The sequence below is a fragment of the Roseibium aggregatum IAM 12614 genome, from assembly GCF_000168975.1.
Classification (GTDB): domain Bacteria; phylum Pseudomonadota; class Alphaproteobacteria; order Rhizobiales; family Stappiaceae; genus Roseibium; species Roseibium aggregatum.
This window is the reverse complement of sequence record NZ_AAUW01000007.1, coordinates 248758-269850: the sequence shown is the minus strand read 5'-3', so window position 1 is coordinate 269850 and position 21093 is coordinate 248758. Positions and strand designations below refer to the sequence as shown.

General features: G+C 58.2%; 16 protein-coding genes and 1 tRNA gene. 10 read left to right on the top strand and 7 right to left on the bottom strand.

Annotated elements, in window-relative coordinates:
* The first annotated feature begins 75 nt into the window (after positions 1-75).
* Positions 76-1207 (top strand): peptide chain release factor 2 gene (prfB, locus tag SIAM614_RS11900; RefSeq protein WP_198137309.1). Its coding sequence is split into 2 segments (ribosomal slippage): positions 76-144 and positions 146-1207, totalling 1131 coding nucleotides; the frame shifts between segments, so codons are not numbered across the junction.
* A gap of 73 nt (positions 1208-1280) precedes the next feature.
* Here prfB and SIAM614_RS33440 read toward each other — a convergent pair.
* From SIAM614_RS33440 to bcp, 3 genes are all read right to left on the bottom strand, one after another.
* Positions 1281-2633 (bottom strand): M23 family metallopeptidase, encoded by a 1353-nt coding sequence (locus SIAM614_RS33440; protein ID WP_006934752.1) that lies wholly within the window; start codon positions 2631-2633, stop codon positions 1281-1283.
* 90 nt (positions 2634-2723) lie between these two features.
* Positions 2724-3545 carry a ferritin-like domain-containing protein gene (locus SIAM614_RS11890; protein ID WP_006934751.1) on the bottom strand — a complete coding sequence of 274 codons (822 nt, stop codon included), beginning with the start codon at positions 3543-3545 and terminating at the stop codon, positions 2724-2726.
* Between the two features lie 46 nt (positions 3546-3591).
* Positions 3592-4059: a thioredoxin-dependent thiol peroxidase gene (gene bcp / locus SIAM614_RS11885; RefSeq protein WP_040439933.1), complete on the bottom strand. Its 468-nt coding sequence runs from the start codon at positions 4057-4059 to the stop codon at positions 3592-3594.
* A 200-nt stretch (positions 4060-4259) separates the two neighbouring features.
* Between bcp and SIAM614_RS11880 the strand changes: the two genes are divergently transcribed.
* Positions 4260-7550 carry an AsmA-like C-terminal domain-containing protein gene (locus tag SIAM614_RS11880; RefSeq protein ID WP_157139806.1) on the top strand — a complete coding sequence of 1097 codons (3291 nt, stop codon included), beginning with the start codon at positions 4260-4262 and terminating at the stop codon, positions 7548-7550.
* A gap of 155 nt (positions 7551-7705) precedes the next feature.
* On the opposite strand, the gene tyrS is transcribed toward SIAM614_RS11880, so the two are convergent.
* Both tyrS and SIAM614_RS11870 read right to left on the bottom strand, forming a co-directional pair.
* A complete protein-coding gene (gene tyrS / locus SIAM614_RS11875; RefSeq protein ID WP_006934748.1) occupies positions 7706-8959 on the bottom strand; it encodes a tyrosine--tRNA ligase in 1254 nt (417 codons plus the stop codon).
* 123 nt (positions 8960-9082) lie between these two features.
* Positions 9083-9301, bottom strand: a complete 219-nt coding sequence (locus tag SIAM614_RS11870; protein ID WP_006934747.1) for a hypothetical protein — start codon at positions 9299-9301, stop codon at positions 9083-9085.
* Positions 9302-9472: 171 nt separating this feature from the next.
* On the opposite strand from SIAM614_RS11870, the gene SIAM614_RS11865 reads away from it, so the two are divergent.
* Together SIAM614_RS11865 and SIAM614_RS11860 are read left to right on the top strand one after the other, a co-directional pair.
* Entirely contained in the window at positions 9473-9742 is a 270-nt protein-coding gene (locus tag SIAM614_RS11865) for a hypothetical protein (RefSeq protein ID WP_006934746.1), read from the top strand.
* 109 nt (positions 9743-9851) lie between these two features.
* Positions 9852-10898 carry a DmpA family aminopeptidase gene (locus SIAM614_RS11860; protein WP_006934745.1) on the top strand — a complete coding sequence of 349 codons (1047 nt, stop codon included), beginning with the start codon at positions 9852-9854 and terminating at the stop codon, positions 10896-10898.
* A 161-nt stretch (positions 10899-11059) separates the two neighbouring features.
* On the opposite strand, the gene glnA is transcribed toward SIAM614_RS11860, so the two are convergent.
* Both glnA and SIAM614_RS11850 read right to left on the bottom strand, forming a co-directional pair.
* Positions 11060-12469, bottom strand: coding sequence for a type I glutamate--ammonia ligase (gene glnA, locus SIAM614_RS11855; RefSeq protein WP_006934744.1), 1410 nt, complete (start codon positions 12467-12469; stop codon positions 11060-11062).
* Positions 12470-12596: 127 nt separating this feature from the next.
* On the bottom strand, positions 12597-12935 hold the full coding sequence (locus SIAM614_RS11850; RefSeq protein WP_006934743.1) for a P-II family nitrogen regulator: 339 nt from the start codon (positions 12933-12935) through the stop codon (positions 12597-12599).
* 690 nt (positions 12936-13625) lie between these two features.
* Here SIAM614_RS11850 and SIAM614_RS11840 point away from each other — a divergent pair.
* From SIAM614_RS11840 to SIAM614_RS11815, 6 genes are all read left to right on the top strand, one after another.
* Positions 13626-14672 (top strand): HWE histidine kinase domain-containing protein, encoded by a 1047-nt coding sequence (locus SIAM614_RS11840; RefSeq protein WP_006934741.1) that lies wholly within the window; start codon positions 13626-13628, stop codon positions 14670-14672.
* Between the two features lie 234 nt (positions 14673-14906).
* Entirely contained in the window at positions 14907-16526 is a 1620-nt protein-coding gene (locus SIAM614_RS11835; protein ID WP_006934740.1) for a CHASE domain-containing protein, read from the top strand.
* Between the two features lie 75 nt (positions 16527-16601).
* Positions 16602-18137 carry a bifunctional ADP-dependent NAD(P)H-hydrate dehydratase/NAD(P)H-hydrate epimerase gene (locus tag SIAM614_RS11830; RefSeq protein WP_006934739.1) on the top strand — a complete coding sequence of 512 codons (1536 nt, stop codon included), beginning with the start codon at positions 16602-16604 and terminating at the stop codon, positions 18135-18137.
* 92 nt (positions 18138-18229) lie between these two features.
* Positions 18230-18314, top strand: a tRNA-Leu gene (locus SIAM614_RS11825).
* Positions 18315-18816: 502 nt separating this feature from the next.
* Complete coding sequence (gene tig / locus SIAM614_RS11820) at positions 18817-20166, top strand: trigger factor (protein ID WP_006934738.1); 1350 nt, start codon at positions 18817-18819, stop codon at positions 20164-20166.
* Positions 20167-20418: 252 nt separating this feature from the next.
* Positions 20419-21054: an ATP-dependent Clp protease proteolytic subunit gene (locus SIAM614_RS11815; RefSeq protein ID WP_006934737.1), complete on the top strand. Its 636-nt coding sequence runs from the start codon at positions 20419-20421 to the stop codon at positions 21052-21054.
* The last annotated feature ends 39 nt before the right edge of the window (positions 21055-21093 follow it).

The window sequence follows — 21093 nt, the reverse complement described above, 5'->3', positions numbered from 1 at the left end:
ATGTCCCGCTCCAATTCTCGGCCCGGTGTTTCTTTGTGGAGACCGGGCCGCTTCACATCAAAAGCGAGGTATCCGATGCGCGCCGAAATGGAAGCGATCGTCGATGAAATCAAGCAGGCCATAAGCCTGCTGAGGAGGCATCTTTGACTGGGATCAGGCCGTTGTCCGTCTGGAAGAGCTGAACGCCCTTTCCGAAGATCCGAATCTGTGGAATGAGCCCACGAAGGCACAGAAGCTGATGCGCGAGCGTCAGCAGCTTGATGACAGCATCAGTGGCATCAAATCGCTGGAGCAGGACCTTTCCGACAATATCGAGCTGATCGAACTTGGCGAGATGGAAGACGATAAATCCGTCGTTGCCGATGCCGAGGAAGCTCTTCGCGGTCTGAAAGGCAAGGTCAACCAGCTTCAGCTCAATTCGCTCTTGTCCGGCGAGGCGGATGCGAATGATACCTACCTGGAAATCAACTCGGGCGCCGGCGGCACCGAGAGCCAGGACTGGGCATCCATGCTGCTGCGGATGTACCGCCGGTGGGCGGAAAAACACGGCTTCAAGGTGGAAGTGCTGGAATATCATGACGGTGAAGAAGCGGGTATCAAATCCGCGACCTTGCTGATCAAGGGTGAAAACGCCTACGGCTGGCTGAAGACCGAGTCGGGCGTGCACCGGCTTGTGCGGATTTCGCCCTATGACAGCAATGCGCGCCGTCATACCAGTTTCTCCAGCGCCTGGGTCTATCCGGTGATCGATGATTCCATTGATATCGACATCAACGAGAGCGATTGCCGCATCGATACCTATCGCGCCTCGGGTGCGGGCGGGCAGCACGTCAACACCACCGACTCCGCCGTGCGTATCACGCACCAGCCAACCGGTATCGTGGTGCAGTGCCAATCCGAGCGCTCACAGCACAAGAACCGGGCAACCGCCTGGTCCATGCTGAAGGCCCGTCTTTACGAGGCGGAACTGAAAAAGCGTGAAGAAGCGGCCAGTGCCGAAGCAGCCTCGAAAACAGATATCGGCTGGGGGCATCAGATCCGCTCCTACGTCCTGCAACCGTATCAGTTGGTCAAGGACCTTCGCACGGGCGTTGAAAGCACGTCTCCCGGCGATGTTCTCGATGGCGACCTGGACGAGTTCATGGAAGCTGCGCTGGCTCAGCGTGTCTTCGGGGGAGACCCGGTCGAAGTCGCGGACATCGACTAAGGACACATCGTCCAGAGCACATGAAAACGGGGCCGTTGTGGCCCCGTTTTTTGTTTTTCGAAGGGAGGGTCGCTCAGAGCGCCAGCGCAGTAAAGCGGTCACCCGCGGCCAGGAAGGCGGCCGGGTTGCTGGGCTTGTCGTTTCGGCGAATCTCATAATGAAGATGCGGGCCGGTGGACCGTCCGGTGGAGCCGACATTGCCGACAAGATCACCTGCCAGGACGTGATCGCCTTCTGATACCTGAATGCGGCTCATATGGGCGTAGCGGGTAATGAAACCGTTGGCATGACGGATTTCCACCATCTTGCCGTAACCGCCGTGACGTCCCGCGCTGATCACGGTGCCCGGTGCTGTTGCCAAGACACGTGCGCCATAGGGGGCCTTGAAATCGATGCCGGTGTGCATCGCCAGACGGCCCAGAAACGGGTCGACCCGCGGGCCGTAGGTGCTGGACACCGAGCCGTTGCGTACCGGCCGTTTGATCGGCAGACGCAGCGCGGTGAACTTCACGCGGCGTAGAGTTTCAAGAGCTGTATTGGCGCGGTCCAGACGGTCGGGGAAGTTTTCTTCATTGAGCGGCTGAAACGGGCCGCCAAGAGAAGTCTTTTCACGCAAGGTCGCGTTGAGCCCGGGCGTTATGGATCTTGTGATGCCAAGAATATCCTCGATACGGCCCTCCGTGGCGATGGTGATCGCGTCAACGGCGGCCGTACTCTCCTCGTCCATGACGGAGATATCCGCCTTTACTGCGTCAAGCGCAGCCTGCTTCTCAGAGTTTTTTTTTACGTCGGCGTCGGATGCTGCGGCATCAGATGCCGGTTGCTGGAGGATGGTCAGCGGATCGAAGGACCTTGTCGAACCGTCTCGCAAGCCGAGAGCCTTGACCGGTTCTTCGATCAGTTCACTTTCACCGCCGATTGCCGACTTGTCGCTACCATCGAGGGAAGCGAGATTACGCTCGTCGAGGGAGGGTTTTTCCGGCGGCATCGGCTTGTCGCCGCTCAGGTAGATCCCGACGCTTTCTGCCCGTGCCACAAGGTCGGCTACGATGGCATGGCGCTGATTGAGATCCTGCTGCCGGCGCAGTACGTCCATGACCTTTATTTCGACCGTCTCCCGATCGACCATCTGGCGGCTCGTCAGATTGGCAATCTCGGTGCGCAGGCGGTCGATATGGTCCTGGTATTCCAGCACCAGCTCTGTCCGTTCCGCACTGGCTTCGGCCATCATGTCGCTGCGCATGGCGTAGTAGCCGATCGTGCCTGCGACTGCCAAGGTGGCCGTCACGCAGCCGATCGCCCCGCAAATCAGGTGGACCGGCCTCACGCTGTACGTGGTCGTCTTTGCGCCCTTTTCCAGAACCGGATGATGTGGCTCTGTGCGGGGGGCTTGATAGGTCCGCGTCGTTTCTTGGCGCTGTTGCATTGTCACTCAGTCACTGTCTGCATTCTGCAAGAGATCTGAGCCTGATTAGAATTTGGTAAGGTTAATAATTCGTCTTCATGTGTGTGAAATTTATCCGACAAGAGGCGCAAGAGGCTTGTAAAAACCAGGGGTTAGGCCTGCTTCGGAACGCGCGCGATCGTTGAAAGGCGGCTTCAGGGCTCCCCGGAAATGGCGGCGCACATAGCCCTGGAAAGCCGGCTCGGGCCTGATTCCCTGCCGGTCACACAAGAATCGGAACCATTTTGCGCCGAAGGCGACATGGTTTTTCTCGTCGCGATAGATGATGTCGAGACATTTTGCGGTGTCTTCGTCACCGATTTCGCGGGCTTTTTCGATCATCGGTGGCGTGATGTCGAGGCCTCTTGCTTCCAGGACCAGAGGGATGATGGCCAGACGAGCCGCAAGATCGTGCCCGGTGTCCTGTGCTGCCTGCCACAGACCGTCATGGGCGGGAAGATCCCCGTAAGCGGTATCCAGCTTCGCCAGGCGCTCCTGCAGCATGGCAAAATGCTTGGCTTCCTCCAGTCCGACTCGAACCCAGTCGTCGTAGTAGGATCGTGGCAGCCTGACATGCGCAAAGCGGCCAATCAGGTCCCACGTCAAATCCACGGCGTTCAGTTCGATGTGTGCAAGCGAGTGGATCAGGGCAAGGCGGCCTGCCTTGCCCTTCAGGTTGCGTTTGGGCATGTCGCGTGGGGCCAGCAGAACCGGCTTGTCCGGCCGCCCGGGCCGGTCGGGCATCCCTCCGTCCAGGGAAGGGGAGCCGAGGGCCAGGTCCCGTTGAAACCAGGCCCTTGATACAGCGTAGGCAAGCCGCACCTTTTCGGCCGTGTCCGAAGCGCAGACAATCGCCTTTGCTCCGGCAACGAGGCTGTGGGGCATGGTTTCCATTCCAGTGTGCTTCACGAGGTCGCCGGTTGCTATCGCGGTGAAGGCCTCACAGGGCCCGCGCGGCCTCAAGCACGGCATCCGCGTGGCCGGGAACTTTCACCTTCCGCCAGATCTGCGCGATCTTGCCGTCCGGACCGACGAGAAACGTGGAGCGCTCGACACCCATGTAGGTCTTGCCATACATCGATTTTTCGACCCAGACCCCATAAGCTTCGGCAGCTTCCTTCTCCGTGTCCGCCCCAAGCCTGATCGCCAGATTGTGCTTGGCGATGAACTTGTCGTGCTTTGCGGCGGTATCAGGCGACAGCCCGATGATGGTGACACCGAGTTTGGCAAAAGCGTCGGCCTGTTCGGTGAATGCGATTGCCTCCTTGGTGCAGCCCGGGGTGTCATCCTTGGGATAAAAATACACCACGACAGGCTTTCCCTTGAGGGCGCTCAGCGACACCTTGTTGCCGCCATCCCCTTCCAGTTCGAAATCCGGTGCGACATCTCCGACGGCCAATTCGCTCATCATGCCTTCCTTCTGTCAAAGTTTGTGCGTTAATGCCGGTTTCCGGCTGCTTCTGCAATGGCTGCGGTCGCTTTTAGCAAAGCTTTCGCAGTATCATCAATCGCCAAGCGACTCGTCCGGAACTGCGGTGGAATAACACGGCGCTTTGCTCCGAACTCGAACCGAAGCGCCTGTCTTACGCATGCAGGCGAAAGATTGGATTGACGTATTTGCCAAAAACCGGCGAACCTCAGAAATCGGCCAAGGTGGAGCGGCCAAAACGCAAGCGCTTTCGCTACATTGCCGCCGCCGTTCTGATTGGTCTCGTGGGCGGTCTTGTCATTCTGTTTGCAACCGGGCCGGTGCGCATTCCGCTTCTCGGCAGCCTGCTTGCCTATCAGGGTACGCGCGGACAGGTGCAGCTTTCCATCGGCAGTGCGAGTGTCGATTTTACCGCTCCGGACGGCATCAACATCCTGGTTTCCGATGCGAACGTGGACATAGCCGGCGGATCGCCCGTCAGCATCAGTTTTCCTGAACTGACCGCGCCGCTGAACCGCGATGCGCTGCTTTCCGGCAAGGTTCATTTTTCCTCTCTCAACCTTACGAAACCTCATGTGCGGATCGTCCTGGACGGCGGGCCGGCAAAGCTCCCTGAAATGGGACCGCTCATGGAGGCGGTCGACAGAGTGAGCGAGGTCGTCGACGACCAGTTTGCCCGCCGGGGCCTCAGCTTCGTCAAGATCCGGAACGCGTCTTTCGAATTGGCCGGATCATTCCCCAGGCGCTACTCGGGCATAGATGCGGACATTCTGCGCGACGAAAACCGTTCGATACGCGCCTTCGCCCGTGTCGCCGGCAATGTCTCGACCTGGCGCCTGGAACTGGCCCGCAATGCGCCCTTAGGTGCAAATGCCAAAAGCATCGGTGTAGTGGTCAACGGCATCACACTTGCCGAATTGCTTGGCCCAAGTGCCAAATCGGTGCAGGGCAAGGGGCTGGGACTTCCGGCGTCCGCGAAAATCGAAAGCCGTCTGACGGGAGACGGAAAATTCGTTTCCGCCAATGCGGTGGCCCGCATTCGAAATGGCTGGTTTCAACTTGGCAAAACGCTGGTGGCCTTCGACGATGCGGCCCTGTCTCTGCTGTTCGAGGCGGGACAGGACGCGATTGAAATTACCAGCTCGCACGTCATTCGTGGCAACTCGCGCTTCTTCTTCACGGGGTCCATCAGACCGACCGCAGGGGAAACGCCCGAGTGGCAGATCAATCTCAATTCGGAATATCCGCAGTTTGGCTCAGCCGATGTTCCTGAAGAGCCGCATATGCTGGACGGTGTCCAGGTCCGCGCCCGGTTCGACCCGCTTGAAAAACTGCTGACGGTTGACCGCTTCACGGCCCGATCCGGCAAGGCGGTTGTCCATGGGGTGGCCTCGCTGCAGATCACCCCGGAAGGCCCATATCTGGCGCTGGCCGCGGACGGCGAGCTGATACCGGTTGCCGTTGCGAAGCAGCTCTGGCCAATCACGCTTGTGCCGCCGGCACGCCAGTGGATCATCGAGCGCCTGAATGGCGGCCTGATAGAGACGGTCTCCTATACGGGCGCGCTCCGCCCGCCGGCTTTCGACCCGCGTGACCCTGATCCGGGTTGGGCGGGCAACGATATGCGCCTCGACATGACATTTTCCGACGCCGCGGTGACACCGGTTGGTGATGTTCCCCAGATCGATGGCCTCGAAGGTACGCTCACCATCAAGGACGAAACGTTGACCGTTACGGCGAAAAACGGAACGGCGACGTCTTCGAGCGGCGGTCAGGTTGTGTTGCCCGATGGTGTCTTCCAGATCCTGAACCTGCCTCAGCGGGATGGCAAGATGGCAAGCGTTTATGCGAGCATGGAAGGTTCGGCGGCCGATCTTGGCGCCATGGTCAACAGCGCGCCCTTCCGTGTGCTGGACAGGGCTGACCTCAAGAATGATGGCGTTGAAGGATCAGGTGAGCTCGACATTACCGCGTCGTTCCCGCTTGGCAAGGAAATCGATCTTGTGGATATCGACTGGCAGGCGACCGGCCGGCTGAAGAATTTTTCGGACAGCAATCCGATTATGGGGCACACGGTCCGCAAGTCGGATGTTGCACTGGAAGCCAACAAGGATCAGGTCGCGATCACCGGAAAGGGCATCCTCGACGGACTTCAGGCCGATATCGACCTGGTCGTGCCGTTGGGCGAATCCGGCGTTGCCGCGCGCCAGGACGTTGTTGTCGCACTCAACGCTCAGCAACTGAAGGACAAGGGTGTCGATCTGACTGCCTTTCTTCAGGGCAACATGACGTTGAGCGTTGCCAAGGTGAGCGACGGACAGGAATTCGTCATCGACCTGAAGCAGACGGATGTCCGGCTGCAGGCGCTCGGATGGCAGAAAGCCAAGGGTGTTCCTGCAACAGCTTCCTTCAAGCTGGTTGAGACAGACAAGCAGCGCCGGGTGAAGGATTTCAAACTTGTCTCCGAAGGGGTCGACGTTGCCGGGTCCATGCAATTGTCGCTGGCCGGTGATCTCGTCAGTGCGGCCTTCACGACATTCAAGCTGCGGCCTGGTGACGATGTCGAGGTCGACATCCAGAAGGCGGCGGACGGACGCTACGATATCATCTTCGCCGGATCGTCGTTCGACGGCCGGGGCCTGATCAAGAGCATGCGCAGCCCAGGCAGCAGCAAGGGCGCCGGTGATTTTTCAGGTGGCGCGAGAATTGCCGCCAATATCGACCGGGTGACAGGTTTCAACAATCAGGCCATCGAGAAGTTCGCGGGCAAGATCGATACAGGTGCCAAGGGACTGATTTCGGCGGATCTGAAAGGGCTGGTGAACGGCCGCGCGAATTTCGAATTCACGGTGACGGACGAGGGAGGCTCGCAAGCGGCCATCGGCCGGTTTGCGAACACCGGCGCGACGCTGCGGTTCCTCGATCTTTACAAGCGGATGCGCGGCGGTGCTGGTGTCCTCAACGTTGCAATGGCCGATGAGGACAGTTGGGTTGGCGATTTCAACGTGCGTTCTCTGAGGATCACGGAAGATCCGGCCATCCAGCGCATTCGGGAGCAGAACCGCGCCAAGCAAATACCCGACGGGCGGCCGGTCAATGTGAGTGAAGCGGCGGACACCGCGAGTTTCGAAACGCTCGACATCAACTTCTCGCGGGACGGCGATTTGCTGACCATCAGCCGAGGCGCACTTCAAGGCAATGCGCTTGGGGGAACCGTCAGCGGCTCGGTGGATCTGTCGCAACAAACGCTGAACCTGACCGGCACTTTCGTGCCGATCTACGCGCTGAACAACTTCTTCGCCAAAATCCCGCTGCTGGGATTTGCGCTCGGTGGAAACTCCGGGGAAGGCCTGATCGGCGTGACCTATCGCCTGTCGGGGTCGGTTTCCGATCCGGTGCTTTCGGTCAACCCGATTTCGGCGATTGCCCCTGGCATCTTCCGCAAGATGTTCGAGTTTCAGGCAAACTGAGCCAACAAGCTCTTCCATGCGGGGCGGGGTGGCCTGACGTTGCAGGCCTGTTTCTGACCTTTGCCAGACTAACTCTGAACTCACCAGACAGACAGGCAGAACAAAAAAAGCCGGGCAGAGCCCGGCTTCTGTCCGTCAGAGGATGGCGTCGTTGCTTAGACCGGCTTGAGAAGCACGTGCTTCTTCTTGCCCAGCGACAGTTTGACGATGCCGTCAGCGGTGACATCGGCAAGCGTGATCTGGCGCTTGTCATCCTGTTCGCCCTTGTCGTTGATCTTGACCGCACCGCCCTTGATGTTGCGGCGAACGTCTCCGTTGGAGGCGCAAAGCCCGGCGGTCACGAATGCAGAGAGGACCCCGAGACCCGCTTCCAGATCCGCCTTTGCGATTTCCACCGTCGGCAAGCCTTCGGCCGACTGGCCTTCTTCAAATGCCTTGCGAGCGGTCTCTGCAGCCGCTTCGGCGTTTTCCCGTCCGTGGATCAATGCGGTTGCTTCCGTGGCCAGGATCTTCTTGGCCTCGTTGATCTCGGAGCCCCGGAGTGCCGCAAGGCGCGCAATTTCGTCCATCGGCAGAACCGTGAAGAGCTTCATGAAGCGCTCCACGTCGGCATCTTCCGTGTTGCGCCAGTACTGCCAATAGTCATAGGCGGAAAGCTGCTCTTCGTTGAGCCACACCGCACCGGCCGCGGTCTTGCCCATTTTTGCACCCGACGATGTGGTCAGAAGCGGAGAGGTGAGGGCGAACGCTTCGACATCGGCCAACCGGCGAACGAGATCGGTACCGGACAGGATGTTGCCCCACTGGTCGGAGCCGCCCATCTGGAGGCGGCAGCCCGTGCGCCGGTAAAGCTCCAGATAATCGTAGCCCTGAAGGAGCATGTAATTGAATTCGAGGAAGGACAGATGCTGCTCACGTTCCAGGCGCAGGCGCACACTGTCTCGCTGGATCATCTGGTTGACCGAGAAGTGCCGCCCGATGTCGCGCAGGAAGTCGACATAGTTCAGTTTCAACAGCCAATCGGCATTGTCCAGCATGATGGCGTCGGTCGGACCCTCACCGAACGTGAGGAGCTTCTCGAAGACCTTGCGAATGCCGGCCTTGTTTTCCTCGATCACATCTTCTGTGAGAATCTTGCGGGATTCGTCCTTGCCGGATGGATCTCCAACACGCGTGGTGCCGCCTCCCATCAGGGCAATCGGACGGTGACCGGTCTTCTGGAACCAGTGCAGCATCATGATCGGCACGAGAGAACCGGCATGAAGGCTCGGGGCAGTGCAGTCGAAACCTATATAGGCTGTCACGGTTTCCTTCGCACAAAGTGCATCCAGACCCTTGGGGTCGGAGATCTGATGAATGAAACCGCGTTCTGAAAGAACGTTTAGAAAGTCCGATTTGAACTCGCTCATGTTCGCCTGTCCGTCCGTCTTGTGTGCCTGCCGGCATTCCTGCGGTCGTGCTCTAGCGCGTGCCGCAGGACTTGTAAATTGGGACTGCCGGAAAATCGGGACGCTGGTGCTTTCAGGTGGCGGTTAGTTGCCGGCCTGGCCGTTGGCACGCACCTTCACGCAGACGAACTTCAGCTCGCCGCCTTCCCAGGCAAGGCGCATACCTTCCGAGAGCGTCCGCGGAACGGCTTCGCTCAGTGCGGCCTGGCATTCCGCCTCATCCTGAAAGGTGCCTTCATCGGCGACTGCCCAGACATTCGGGCCAGTCAAAAGCTGAATGGATACGGCCATGATCACCCACATGGAAAACTCCTTTTTTTCTTAGCGGACCGCAAGGGGCCAGCGCTTTCAAACTCATTCCGGCGAAAGTGACGCAGCGTGATTGTGGTCACAGCCAAACGTGCCGGTGGCACCTAAATTGAAACCATCAGCAGCGCACGGAAAGCCGCTGTTCAACAATTGAAAGGAGCCGTCATGTTTCGCAAGTTTGCAATAGCCGCCGTCGCAGTCGCCACCATGGCCACCGCTGCAGTTACCATTACCCCGAATGAAGCCCATGCCAAGAACCGCGGTGGCGCGATTGCCGCTGGTGCCATTATCGGCCTTGCCGCCGGTGCCATCATCGCTTCCCAGGCGCAGCCGCGCTACTATCAGCCGGTCCGCTGTCAGAACCGTCCGGTGACCCGCTGGAGCCCTTATTACGGACGCTATATTGTCGTCGGATATCAGCGCGTCTGCTACTGATCTCATCCACAGCATCAGCGAATGGCCTCCTTCGGGAGGCTTTTTCGTCTTGAGATTTGGTTGAGCCTGCTTTTCAACTCGGAACAGTGAAATTTGCATCCGGTGTTCCATGTCTTCCGACCTTACGCAGTCTCCCTCCCGTGCCCATGGCCTCATATGCGGCACTCTGGAACCTGGCCCCCGGAATACCATCACGGATATCGGCGGTGTTTCTGTCGGCCATCGGACGCTGAATACGGGTGATCTCAGAACCGGTTTCACAGCCATCGTGCCGCATCCCGGCAACCTCTTTCGCGAGAAACTTCCCGCCGCTGTCGAGGTCATCAACGGCTTTGGAAAGAGCGCAGGCCTGATACAGGTCGACGAACTGGGAACGCTGGAAACACCAATCCTGCTGACCAACACCTTTGGCGTTGGCACCGGCGTGAATGCGCTTATCCGCAGATCGATTGCCGAAAATCCGGAAATTGGCCGCTCAACAGGCACCATCAATCCCGTGGTGATGGAATGCAACGACGGTTACCTGAGCGATATTCAGGCAATGGCCTTGAGCGAAGCCGATGCGGAAGCCGCCCTGAATGCTGCCGGTTCAACGGTCGAACAGGGCAGCGTAGGGGCCGGGACGGGCATGAGCGCGTTCGGCTTCAAGGGCGGCATAGGCACCGCCTCCCGCGTTTTTGAACTTGGTGGCCGTCAGCACAGGCTTGCCGCCCTGGTGCTTGCCAATTTTGGCCGCCCCGGCGATCTGGTGCTGCCGGATGGGCGGCGGCCGCACCCCAAGGAGGCTCGCCAGAGCGAAGAACGCGGTTCGGTCATCGTGGTTCTGGCGACCGATGTGCCGCTTGAGAGCCGGCAACTGAAAAGGATTGCCCGGCGGGCCGGGGCAGGGCTGGCGCGGCTTGGCGCTTTCTATGGCAATGGAAGCGGCGATATCGCGCTTGCCTTTTCGACTGCTGGCAGGACTGCTCATTTCGAGGAAAGCGACTTTATCGCGCGCGATGTTCTCAGGGAGGACAAGATCGATGTCCTGTTTCAGGCAACCGCCGAAACGACGCAGGAATCCGTTCTCAATGCCATGATCGCGTCTCCCGCCATGCGCGGCCGTGGCCGCAGCAAACGTGCGTCGCTTGCCGATTGGTTGCGCGTGCAAGCTTAGATCGCTCACGATTTATTCGAGCGGGATTCTTTTCAAGCTGAACTTCCTGCCTGGTGCAGGCGGTGATCACCCGTTCGGTGGAAGCAGGGACACCGCAAAACTGAGCAAACAAAAAGGCCGGGCAAATGCCCGGCCTTTCCGTTGATCTGAACCCGATGGGATCAGACAGAGTAGTACATGTCGAACTCGACCGGGTGCGGGGTCATTTCGAAACGCTCGACTTCTTCCATCTTCAGTTCAATGTAAGCGTCGATCTGGTCGTCGTCGAACACGCCGCCGGCTTTCAGGAACTCACGGTCCGCATCGGCTGCTTCCAGTGCTTCACGCAGGGAGCCGCAAACGGTCGGGATTTCTGCGAGCTCTTCGGCCGGAAGGTCGTAGAGGTTCTTGTCCATTGCATCGCCCGGGTGGATCTTGTTCTTGATCCCGTCGAGGCCGGCCATCAGCAGAGCGGAGAAGCAGAGGTACGGGTTCGCGGACGGATCCGGGAAGCGGACTTCAACGCGCTTTGCCTTCGGAGAAGCGGTGAACGGAATACGGCAAGAAGCCGAACGGTTACGCGAGGAGTATGCCAGTAGAACCGGAGCTTCGTAGCCCGGGACCAGACGCTTGTAGGAGTTGGTCGACGGGTTGGTGAAGGCATTCAGAGCCTTGGCGTGCTTCAGGATACCACCGATGAAGTACAGGCAGCTTTCCGACAGGTCGGCATACTGGTTGCCGGCAAAGGTCGGCTCGCCGTTGTTCCAGATGGACAGGTGGCAGTGCATGCCCGTGCCGTTGTCACCGAAAACCGGCTTCGGCATGAAGGTGGACGTCTTGCCGTAGGCATGTGCGACCTGGTGGACGACATACTTGTACTTCTGCATGTTGTCGGCGCAACGGGTCAGGTGATCGAACTTCATGCCGAGTTCGTGCTGTGCAGCAGCCACTTCGTGGTGATGCTTTTCGGTCGGAACGCCCATTTCTGCCATGACGGACAGCATTTCGGAACGGATGTCCTGTGCGCTGTCGACCGGCGGAACCGGGAAGTAGCCGCCCTTGGTGCGCGGACGGTGGCCGAGGTTGCCGGTTTCGTATTCGGAACCCATGTTGGACGGCAGTTCCGAGCTGTCGAGAATGAAGCCGGTGTTGTACGGGTCTGCGTTGAAGCGGACGTCGTCGAACATGAAGAATTCTGCTTCCGGACCGACGAACACGGTGTCGCCGAAGCCGCCGGACTTGACGTAGGCTTCTGCTTTCTTCGCGGTCATGCGCGGGTCGCGGTTGTAGCCTTCACCGGTGACCGGGTCGACGATGTCGCAGAAGATTGCCATTGTGGACTGTGCGAAGAACGGGTCGATGTGTGCGGATTCCGGATCCAGGATCAGCATCATGTCGGACTCGTTGATGGCTTTCCAGCCGGCAATGGACGAGCCGTCGAAGGCAACGCCTTCAGCGAACATGTCTTCGTCGACGAGTGCTACGTCCATGGTGACGTGCTGCATTTTACCCTTAGGATCGGTAAAGCGCAGGTCGACGAATTTCACGTCTTTTTCCTGAATCTCCTTAAGGATTTCAGCGGCAGTGGTCATAGTGTCCATCCCTTTAGTTTTTCATGTGAACGGTTGGGTGCTGTTCCGGTCCAGCAGAGTGTCTAAAATTTGGCTCCGTTGCGTGGGACCGGAATTCGGATTACCGGCGGTTGCCGGAATGGGTGGGTCAGATAGCGTCTATTCCGGACTCGCCGGTACGGATACGGACTGCTTCTTCGATATTAGAAACAAAGATCTTGCCGTCGCCAATGCGGCCTGTTTGCGCGGCGGATCTGATTGCGTCAACGGCTTTCTCAACCATGTCGTCGCCAAGCACGATTTCCACCTTCACCTTCGGTAGGAAATCCACGACATATTCAGCGCCGCGATAAAGTTCCGTGTGGCCCTTCTGGCGGCCAAAACCCTTGGCTTCTGTAACGGTGATGCCCTGGAGACCGACCTCTTGCAGAGCTTCTTTGACCTCGTCCAATTTGAAGGGTTTGATGATCGCTTCGATCTTTTTCATCACCTTGTGTCTCTCTCCACTTTTAAGGCCGGATAAGTTCGGCGTGCCCTTTTCCGGTGGTTCAGGTCAAAACGACCCGGCCGGGCCCGGAAGGGACCGTTGCCAGCAATAAAGCACGATGTGTGCCAACCGGGGATGACAGCCCGGAAATTTTACCCGTGCAGGGAAATCCGCCACTAAAAGCGGCAAATTTAACCAACAGGTTGGTTGTCTATCACATCTGATGTTTGTCATATGGTGACAAAATAAGCAAAGAGCCTAAAAAATAGGCTGAATGTTGTCGTTTGGTCGAAAGGCTGCTCCGCATCGCTTGCAGCAAATTGCACAATCTCCGGTCACTCGAGTGGTCTTCTTGTGGCGGCGAAGCGGGCAATGGTCGGGGGGCGCGGCAACTTCCCGGGTGAGGAACCATCCGCACCGCTGCGCGTTGCTGACAAATGGAAGGATGGAGACGGCTATGCTCTTTTATGCTTTGGCCCTCGTGGCCATAGCACTTGTTGCGGGTGTGTTCGGTGTTATGGGGATGGGGGGTGCGTCGGCGCCGGTTGCCCAAATCCTGGCCGGGTTGTTTGTAGCGGTTTTTATACTGTCGCTGATCGCAGGCGTGCTACGAAGATGAACGCGAAAACACCAGCCCCGCAGATTTCTGGCGGATGAAGCGTCTGGTTTGTGATTTTAGTGAGGGCATCTTTGCGAAGGCTTACATGGCACAATGCCAGCCAGTCCGATGAGCAGCTTCGGGAATACCTCATTCTCGCCCTGTTGCGTTCGCGTGCCTGCGTGATGCTGCAAGATGATTTGCTGAATTACCTCTACATCACCAATCTGCCGCATATTTGGTCAGTGCCTGCCGGCAACGCTCCGACGGACGAGTCGATCTTTGGCGCTGGCATTGGCAGGCAGCTTGGCGAGGCCAAGACAATGGTGTTGCAGACCGGGCAGGCCGTCAAACTGGAAGTCATGGCCGATGGTGGTCAGATTTTCGAAATCCACATCGAAACGATTGCCGGTGTCAAAGACACTTCACAGATCCTGACAACCATCGTCGATATCACCGAAAGCAGCCGCAGGGAGCAGGCGCTCAAGGATCTTCTTCTTGAGGTCAGCCACAGGTCCAAAAACCTTCTGGCGGTCATTCAGAGCCTTGCCACGCAGTCGGCTCGCTATTCAGGGTCTCTGGATCAGTTCATAGCCGAATTTCAGGGACGCATCTTTTCGTTGTCCAACTCCCAGGACCTTGTGACGGAAGCTGACTGGTTCGGGGTGCGCTTGTTCGACCTTGCGCGATCTCAGATGTTGCTGTTCGGCGCAAGGCGCGCAGTTTCGATCTCTACGACCGGTGAAAACCCTCTGCTGACACCCAATGCTGCGCTATATGTCGGGCTTGGTCTTCATGAATTGATTGCTGCAACCTTCGCCGATGCCGGGCTGGAGGGGGCTGGGGACATATCACTTACTTGCAAGACAGTGATTCATCACGGGCGGGCGTGTCTGTCTATCAACTGGAATGCAGGTCGCGCCGCTGACAAGGGTGCGGATGAGCCAGCAACAGCTAGCGATGATGAACTGCACAGGAGTGCCTTTTCCGCATTGTTGCTCGAAACGGTGCTGCCGCAATCCCTGAGCGGGTCTGCGACATTCAGTGTCTTTTTCGGCGGCATTGCCTACAGCCTGATATTTCCCAAAACCGACTACAACGTGCGCCGGGAAGTGCGTGAAGATATGGTTTGGGCCTGAGGATTACGTTGATTTTCTTGCGAGTGCGCAATAACACTTGTTTTAAAGTGATGATTCAGGATTTAATTTGGAAAGATATTTATCCGATACTTTTCTGAATATTGAAATTAACAAATGTTAAGATGGTTCTTGTTGTTTTCTTGTTGGTTCTGTAAATGATTTTTGTTGCTGCCCTCGTGAAAACTTTCTAATTCTGTGTCCTCCAAACGTTCTTCAAGGGTCAGGCCAGCGGCGATGAAAAGACACATTCCCCTTCTTGTGTTCGTGATAAGTGCGGCGATTGGCCTGTCGCTCACCTACATCATTTTGGAGCGGGAACGGGCTGTTGAGCGGCGCGAGTTCGAAATACGCGCCGAAGAGGCGGTTGACCGTATTCGCGGGCGGACCGAACAGAATTTTTCCCTCATTGCGGCGACGCATTCCTTTTTTGAAGCCGATCGCGGGTCGATATCACGGCCCAAGTTCCAGAGCTTTGCGCTGGGGCTTTTCCTGAAGGGTCATCTGTCGGGAATGCAGGGAATCGGCTTCGCCGCGTTGATGCAGACCGGCCGCGAGGAGGAAGCCAGTCAGTTGCTGCAGCGGAACTACGAACTGGAACGTGAGGTCTGGCCGGCAACAGATCAGGCGTATCGCACGCCAATCGTTCTGCTTGAGCCGCTGGATCTGCGCAACAAGGCTGCGCTGGGTTTCGATATGTTCGCAGATGAAACACGGCGAAAAGCGATGATGGCGTCCGCGGATAATCTTGCCGTGAGAGCCTCTGCCCCTGTCATGCTTGTTCAGGAAATCACGAACGAAAAGCAGACCGGCTTCCTGGCGTATCTGCCTCTTTTGGCTGAGGAGGAGGGCAGTGGAGAGCCGCTGAACGGGGAAGAGCGGATCGAAGGCTTTGTTTATGCGCCCTTCCGCGCCGGAGACCTTCATAAGGCCGCGCTGACCTCACCAACTCCGGTTCCTGTTCTCGTCAACACCACTGATGTTTCGGATGGGGCCGCCGAACACCTTTACACGTCTGAAGGCTATGAAGAACGAGCCGGAGAGGCGGAATATCTCGTCACGCGACAGATTGAAGTTGGCGGACGGGTCTGGGAGATCTCGGTCATCGAAGCTGCGCCCAAGGACTATGCCTTTCTTTATTGGCGTACGTTCATGCTTGGCTCTGTGTCGCTGCTTTTCTCTGCCGCGTTCGCGGTTTCGATTCGCTCCCGGTTGCGGGCGAGGGAAGCCAATCAGCGGCTGAAGGAAATGTCTGAAAAGACAATCCAGGAAAAGGATCTGATGCTTCAGGAAATGAAGCACAGGATCAAGAACTCGATTGCCCGCATTCTTGCGATTGCCCGGCAGACGGCCGGCGCGTCCGAAAGCCTTGAGGAATTCAACGATTCGTTCAGCTCGCGCTTGCAGGCGATGGCGAACGCACAGGATCTGCTGACCCGGTCCAGGTGGTCGAAGGCCGATCTGAAGGCGCTGCTTCTGCAAGAGCTTGAACAGGTTTTCGGCGAGGGGGCGAAGGGCATCAAGCTTGCGGGGCCGGTGGTTCAGCTCAACGAGACCGGCACGCATGCGCTCGGGCTGGTGTTCCACGAACTGGCGACGAACGCGATGAAATATTCCGACGTCTTCGCCGAGGACGGACGCTTCGAGGTTATCTGGAAAGTCGTGCCGGCGAAAAAAGGCATGCAGCTTGAACTCGATTGGGTTGAGGAGACGGGCAACGTGGTCGAAGCTCCGAAGAGTTTCGGCTTCGGCAGCAGGCTTATGGAAGCCTTGGTGGCCGGCGAGATGAACGGCAAGATCGATCGGCAATTCACCGCCAAAGGTGTCGCCATTCGCATTTCCGTTCCTCTGGTCTGAGCCCGGACACGGGGCTCAAGAGCCGGTTCAGTGCTTTCTGAGGTGGGGCTTGCAAACAGAAGAGGTGGCTGACAAATGAGCCGGCACGATGCGACCCTGCAATGTGTATTGCTGACCCCGCAGGAAATGGGACGAGCGGACCACCTCACAATCGAGGGCGGGGTTCCGGGAATTGATCTGATGGAACACGCAGGCCAGGCCGTGGCGAGAGCCGCCGCGGATATGGTGCCGGTATTCGGCCGGATTGTCGTTCTGTGCGGACCCGGCAACAATGGCGGCGACGGTTTTATTGCGGCGCGTTGCCTGGCATCGGCAGGATACGCTGTTGACGTCAGGCTGCTCAAATCGCCGGATGATTTGAAGGGCGATGCGCTTGAAGCTTTTCAGCGTATGGAACTCACTAGCTCCCTTGCCGTTGAGGGCGATTATGTCGCGAACGATTTAAGCGCCGCTCTGACAGATGCCGATCTGATTGTGGATGCACTCTTTGGTGCCGGATTGGATCGGGCTTTAAGCGGGGCAGCCGAAGCCTTGGTAAAAGCCGTCAATCAGTCCGGCGTACCAGTGTTGGCCGTTGATCTTCCGTCCGGAGTTCAGGGGGCAAATGGGGCGGTTGAAGGGGAGGCAGTCAGCGCACGGCAGACGGTCACCTTCTTCCGTCAGAAGCCGGGACATCTGCTTTATCCAGGCCGGCAGCACTGCGGGCGGACAATCGTTGCGCAGATCGGCATCGAGGCGGATGTGCTCGATCAAATCGCGCCCGCCACATTCGTCAACGGTCCCGATCTCTGGTTGGGCAGTTGGCCGCAAGCTCTTCCAACAGGTCACAAATATTCCCGAGGACATGCGGTTGTCTTCGGCGGTCCGGTCACAGCAACTGGCGCGGCGCGGCTGTCGGCAGGTGCAGCGTTGCGGGCAGGGGCAGGCCTTGTCACGCTGGCCTCGCCCCCGGATGCGCTCCTGGTCAACGCAAGCCATCTGACAGCGGTGATGCTGAAGAAGGTTGCACCCGAAACCGGTATTCGCGATCTTCTGTCGGATCAGCGCCTGAACGCGGTCCTGATCGGCCCGGGTTATGGTGTCGGCGAAAAGACCTGCTTGGCAGTTGCGGAGATCCTGGATGCCAATCGTGCAGTTGTTTGCGATGCTGATGCTCTGACGAGTTTCGCTGATGACCCAAGCCGCTTGTTCAGCCGTCTCAAATCGCATCCCGAGCCGGTTGTCCTGACGCCGCACGAAGGGGAGTTTGCCCGTCTTTTCCCCGATCTTTCCGGCGACAAATTGTTCCGCGCTCGCGAGGCGGCGCGAAGATCCGGTGCTGTCCTGATTCTGAAAGGGCCGGACAGCGTTATTGCCGCGCCGGATGGGCGTGCGGCGATCAATAGCAATGCGCCGCCGTGGCTTGCGACGGCAGGATCCGGCGATGTGCTTGCCGGCATTGTTGTCGGTCTGCTGGCGCAGGGTGTTCCCGGCTTTGAAGCGGCTGCCATGGCGGTCTGGCTCCATGGTGAAGCGGGCCGGGAGGCAGGGCCGGGACTGACCTCCGAGGATCTGGAGAGCGCCCTCAAGCCTGTGCTTCGCGCGCTTGTGGAGAAACCCGATTGCCCGTGAGGCAGGGCGCTGCTTTTTCCTTTGACGGGAAAATCAGCGATGTTATAGAGGCCCCGCTTCAATCGCGGGGTGCCCCGTCACTCATGAGCGATGCGGATGTGGTGAAATTGGTAGACACGCCAGATTTAGGTTCTGGTGCCGCAAGGCGTGGGGGTTCAAGTCCCTCCATCCGCACCATTCTTTTCAAAATCACGATGTTCCAGCCTGGCGATATCCGGGCGGAATGAGCGTCAGTTTGCAGCAGTGATCCTGTGCGATTGACCTTCGCGTTGTGCGTTGAAGGCCCTTTCGCTTCATCCGTGCAGAGGGGCGCGCTTGGTTGTGGAGCGGCGGTGAGGCCGATGCGGCGGGGGCGGTATCCGGTTGCGAAGGACGCTACCCGAATGCCGGTGGGCCCAAGGGCTGGCGTTTCGACCCAGGTGGTCGGAAAAGATCAAAACGCCATGCCAAAAGAGCCGATTTCTGGCGATTTAGGCCAGCAAAACCCCGCTCTCCCCTTGACACTTTCGGGCCTACGCAGTATCGCGCTCCCATCGTGCGTCTTGGACTGCGTTCAAGGCGATGCGTTGCCGTTTGAACGCTCCCGGCAAAAGGGGAGTGCAGGCAATGCGGCACACGGGATTTTAAAAACGAAACCTCCGGGGCGGATTGCCGCTCGGGACCGAGGACGACAAAACCCATGCAGGTAACCGAAACCCTCTCCGAGGGCCTCAAGCGTGAGCTGAAAATCGACATTCCGGCTGGTGATCTCGCCGCCAAGCTCGACGATTACATGGCCGACCTGAAATCCAAGGCCAACATCAAGGGCTTCCGCCCGGGCAAGGTTCCGCTGGCCCATCTGAAAAAGATGTATGGCCGCCAGGCCATGGCCGAGATCCTGTCGAACACCATCCAGGAAACCACTCAGAAGGCTGTTGAGGAGCGCTCCGAGCGCCCGGCTCTGACCCCGGAAATCGATCTGCCGGAAGAAGATGCCGAGAAGATCCTGGCCGGTGACGCCGATCTTTCCTTCAAGATGACCTACGACATTCTGCCGAGCTTCGAGATCGTCGATTTTTCCGGTATCGAAATCGAGCGTCCGGTCGTTGAAATCGCCGAAGACGAAGTCGACGATCAGGTTTCGCAGATTGCCAAGAACAACACGCCGTTCGACGCGAAAGACGGTGCGGCTGCAGACGGCGACCGCGTGACCATGTCCTACCTCGGCAAGATCGACGGCGAGCCTTTCGAAGGCGGTGCCGACGAGAACGGCATGCTGGTTCTCGGTTCCGGTCAGTTTATCCCGGGCTTCGAAGAGCAGCTCGTTGGCGTGAAAGCCGGCGACGAGAAGGTCATCGAAGTGTCCTTCCCGGAAGATTATCCGGCAGCACATCTGGCCGGCAAGGCAGCAACCTTTGACATCGTCGTCAAGGAAGTTGCAGCTCCTGGCGAAGCCAAGGTCGATGATGAGTTCGCAAAGAACCTCGGCCTTGAGTCTCTCGACAAGCTTAAGGAAATCGTCCGGGGCCAGATCGAAGGCCAGTTCGGTCAGATGACCCGCCAGCGCGTCAAACGTCAGCTTCTCGACAAGCTGGACGAACATTATTCGTTCGATCTGCCGGAAAAACTGCTGAACTCCGAGTTCGATGTTGTCTGGCGCCAGGTCGAAGAAGACATGAAGCGCAACGAGAAGACTTTCGAAGACGAAGACACGACGGAAGAAGAAGCGAAGGCGGAATACCGCAAGATCGCTGAACGCCGCGTCCGTCTCGGCCTGGTTCTGTCCGAAATCGGTGAGCAGAACAACATCCAGGTGACCGACGAGGAACTGCAGCGCGCTCTTTACGACCGCGTCCGCCAGTTCCCGGGTCAGGAACAGCAGGTGTTCGAATTCTACAAGAACAACCAGCAGGCCCTGGCTTCCCTGCGTGCGCCGATCTACGAAGAAAAGGTCGTCGACTTCATGCTGGAACTCGCCAAGGTGACCGACAAGACGGTGACCAAGGAAGAGCTGGAGAAGCTGGTCGCTGAGGAAGAAGACGAGGCTTAAGGTTGACCCGCTTTCGGGAGCTTGCTCTCGAAAGCGGCCAGATTGGCCAACCGGTTTTCCCGTCTATCCCCAGATGTGGCTGCATATTTAACCTTGCATTCACGCCGCATCTGTCATGACTTTGCGTTGAGGGCGACATCCCATATATACGGGGTGTCGCTTTTTTCGAGTCAGGCCCTGAATCGATGCGCTTCAAGGCCTGTTTCCTGTCTGGAGGTTCTCCAGGCAACATCTCAAGCATATGGATGAGGTATGAAGGATCCTGTCGATATCTACATGAACACTCTCGTGCCGATGGTTGTCGAGCAGACCAACCGGGGAGAGCGGGCCTTCGATATCTATTCGCGCCTGCTGAAGGAGCGCATCATCTTCCTGACCGGCCCGGTCGAGGATCATATGGCAACCCTGGTAAGCGCTCAGCTTCTGTATCTGGAAGCTGAAAACCCGAGCAAAGAGATCGCGATCTACATCAACTCGCCGGGTGGTCTCGTCACCTCCGGTCTCGCGATCTACGATACCATGCAGTTCATTCGTCCGGCCGTGTCGACGCTCTGCATCGGCCAGGCCGCTTCCATGGGCTCACTCCTGCTTGCCGCGGGCGAGAAGGGCATGCGCTACATCCTGCCAAATGCGCGGGTGATGGTGCACCAGCCTTCTGGCGGGTTCCGCGGTCAGGCGGCCGATATCATGCTTCATGCACAGGAAATCCTGGCGATGAAGCGCCGGCTGAATGACATCTACGTGAAGCACACCGGCCGTACTCTCGACCAGGTCGAGGAGGCGCTGGAACGTGACAACTTCATGACCGCTGAAAAGGCTAAGGAATTCGGGATCGTCGACAAGGTGATCACCGATCGCAATACGCTCGGCGGCGACGAAGAGAAGTGAGGGAGTTACCCGGCTTTAAGCATGGATTGAATTTCCACG

Coding starts and splice junctions, on each gene's coding strand:
- SIAM614_RS11865 (WP_006934746.1), top strand. CDS start 9,473: ATGTTTCGCAAGTTTGCAATAGCCGCCGTCGCAGTCGCCACCATGGCC.
- SIAM614_RS11890 (WP_006934751.1), bottom strand. CDS start 3,545: ATGGAAACCATGCCCCACAGCCTCGTTGCCGGAGCAAAGGCGATTGTC.
- glnA (WP_006934744.1), bottom strand. CDS start 12,469: ATGACCACTGCCGCTGAAATCCTTAAGGAGATTCAGGAAAAAGACGTG.
- tig (WP_006934738.1), top strand. CDS start 18,817: ATGCAGGTAACCGAAACCCTCTCCGAGGGCCTCAAGCGTGAGCTGAAA.
- SIAM614_RS33440 (WP_006934752.1), bottom strand. CDS start 2,633: ATGCAACAGCGCCAAGAAACGACGCGGACCTATCAAGCCCCCCGCACA.
- SIAM614_RS11830 (WP_006934739.1), top strand. CDS start 16,602: ATGAGCCGGCACGATGCGACCCTGCAATGTGTATTGCTGACCCCGCAG.
- bcp (WP_040439933.1), bottom strand. CDS start 4,059: ATGAGCGAATTGGCCGTCGGAGATGTCGCACCGGATTTCGAACTGGAA.
- SIAM614_RS11860 (WP_006934745.1), top strand. CDS start 9,852: ATGTCTTCCGACCTTACGCAGTCTCCCTCCCGTGCCCATGGCCTCATA.
- SIAM614_RS11850 (WP_006934743.1), bottom strand. CDS start 12,935: ATGAAAAAGATCGAAGCGATCATCAAACCCTTCAAATTGGACGAGGTC.
- SIAM614_RS11870 (WP_006934747.1), bottom strand. CDS start 9,301: ATGTGGGTGATCATGGCCGTATCCATTCAGCTTTTGACTGGCCCGAAT.
- tyrS (WP_006934748.1), bottom strand. CDS start 8,959: ATGAGCGAGTTCAAATCGGACTTTCTAAACGTTCTTTCAGAACGCGGT.
- SIAM614_RS11835 (WP_006934740.1), top strand. CDS start 14,907: ATGAAAAGACACATTCCCCTTCTTGTGTTCGTGATAAGTGCGGCGATT.
- SIAM614_RS11815 (WP_006934737.1), top strand. CDS start 20,419: ATGAAGGATCCTGTCGATATCTACATGAACACTCTCGTGCCGATGGTT.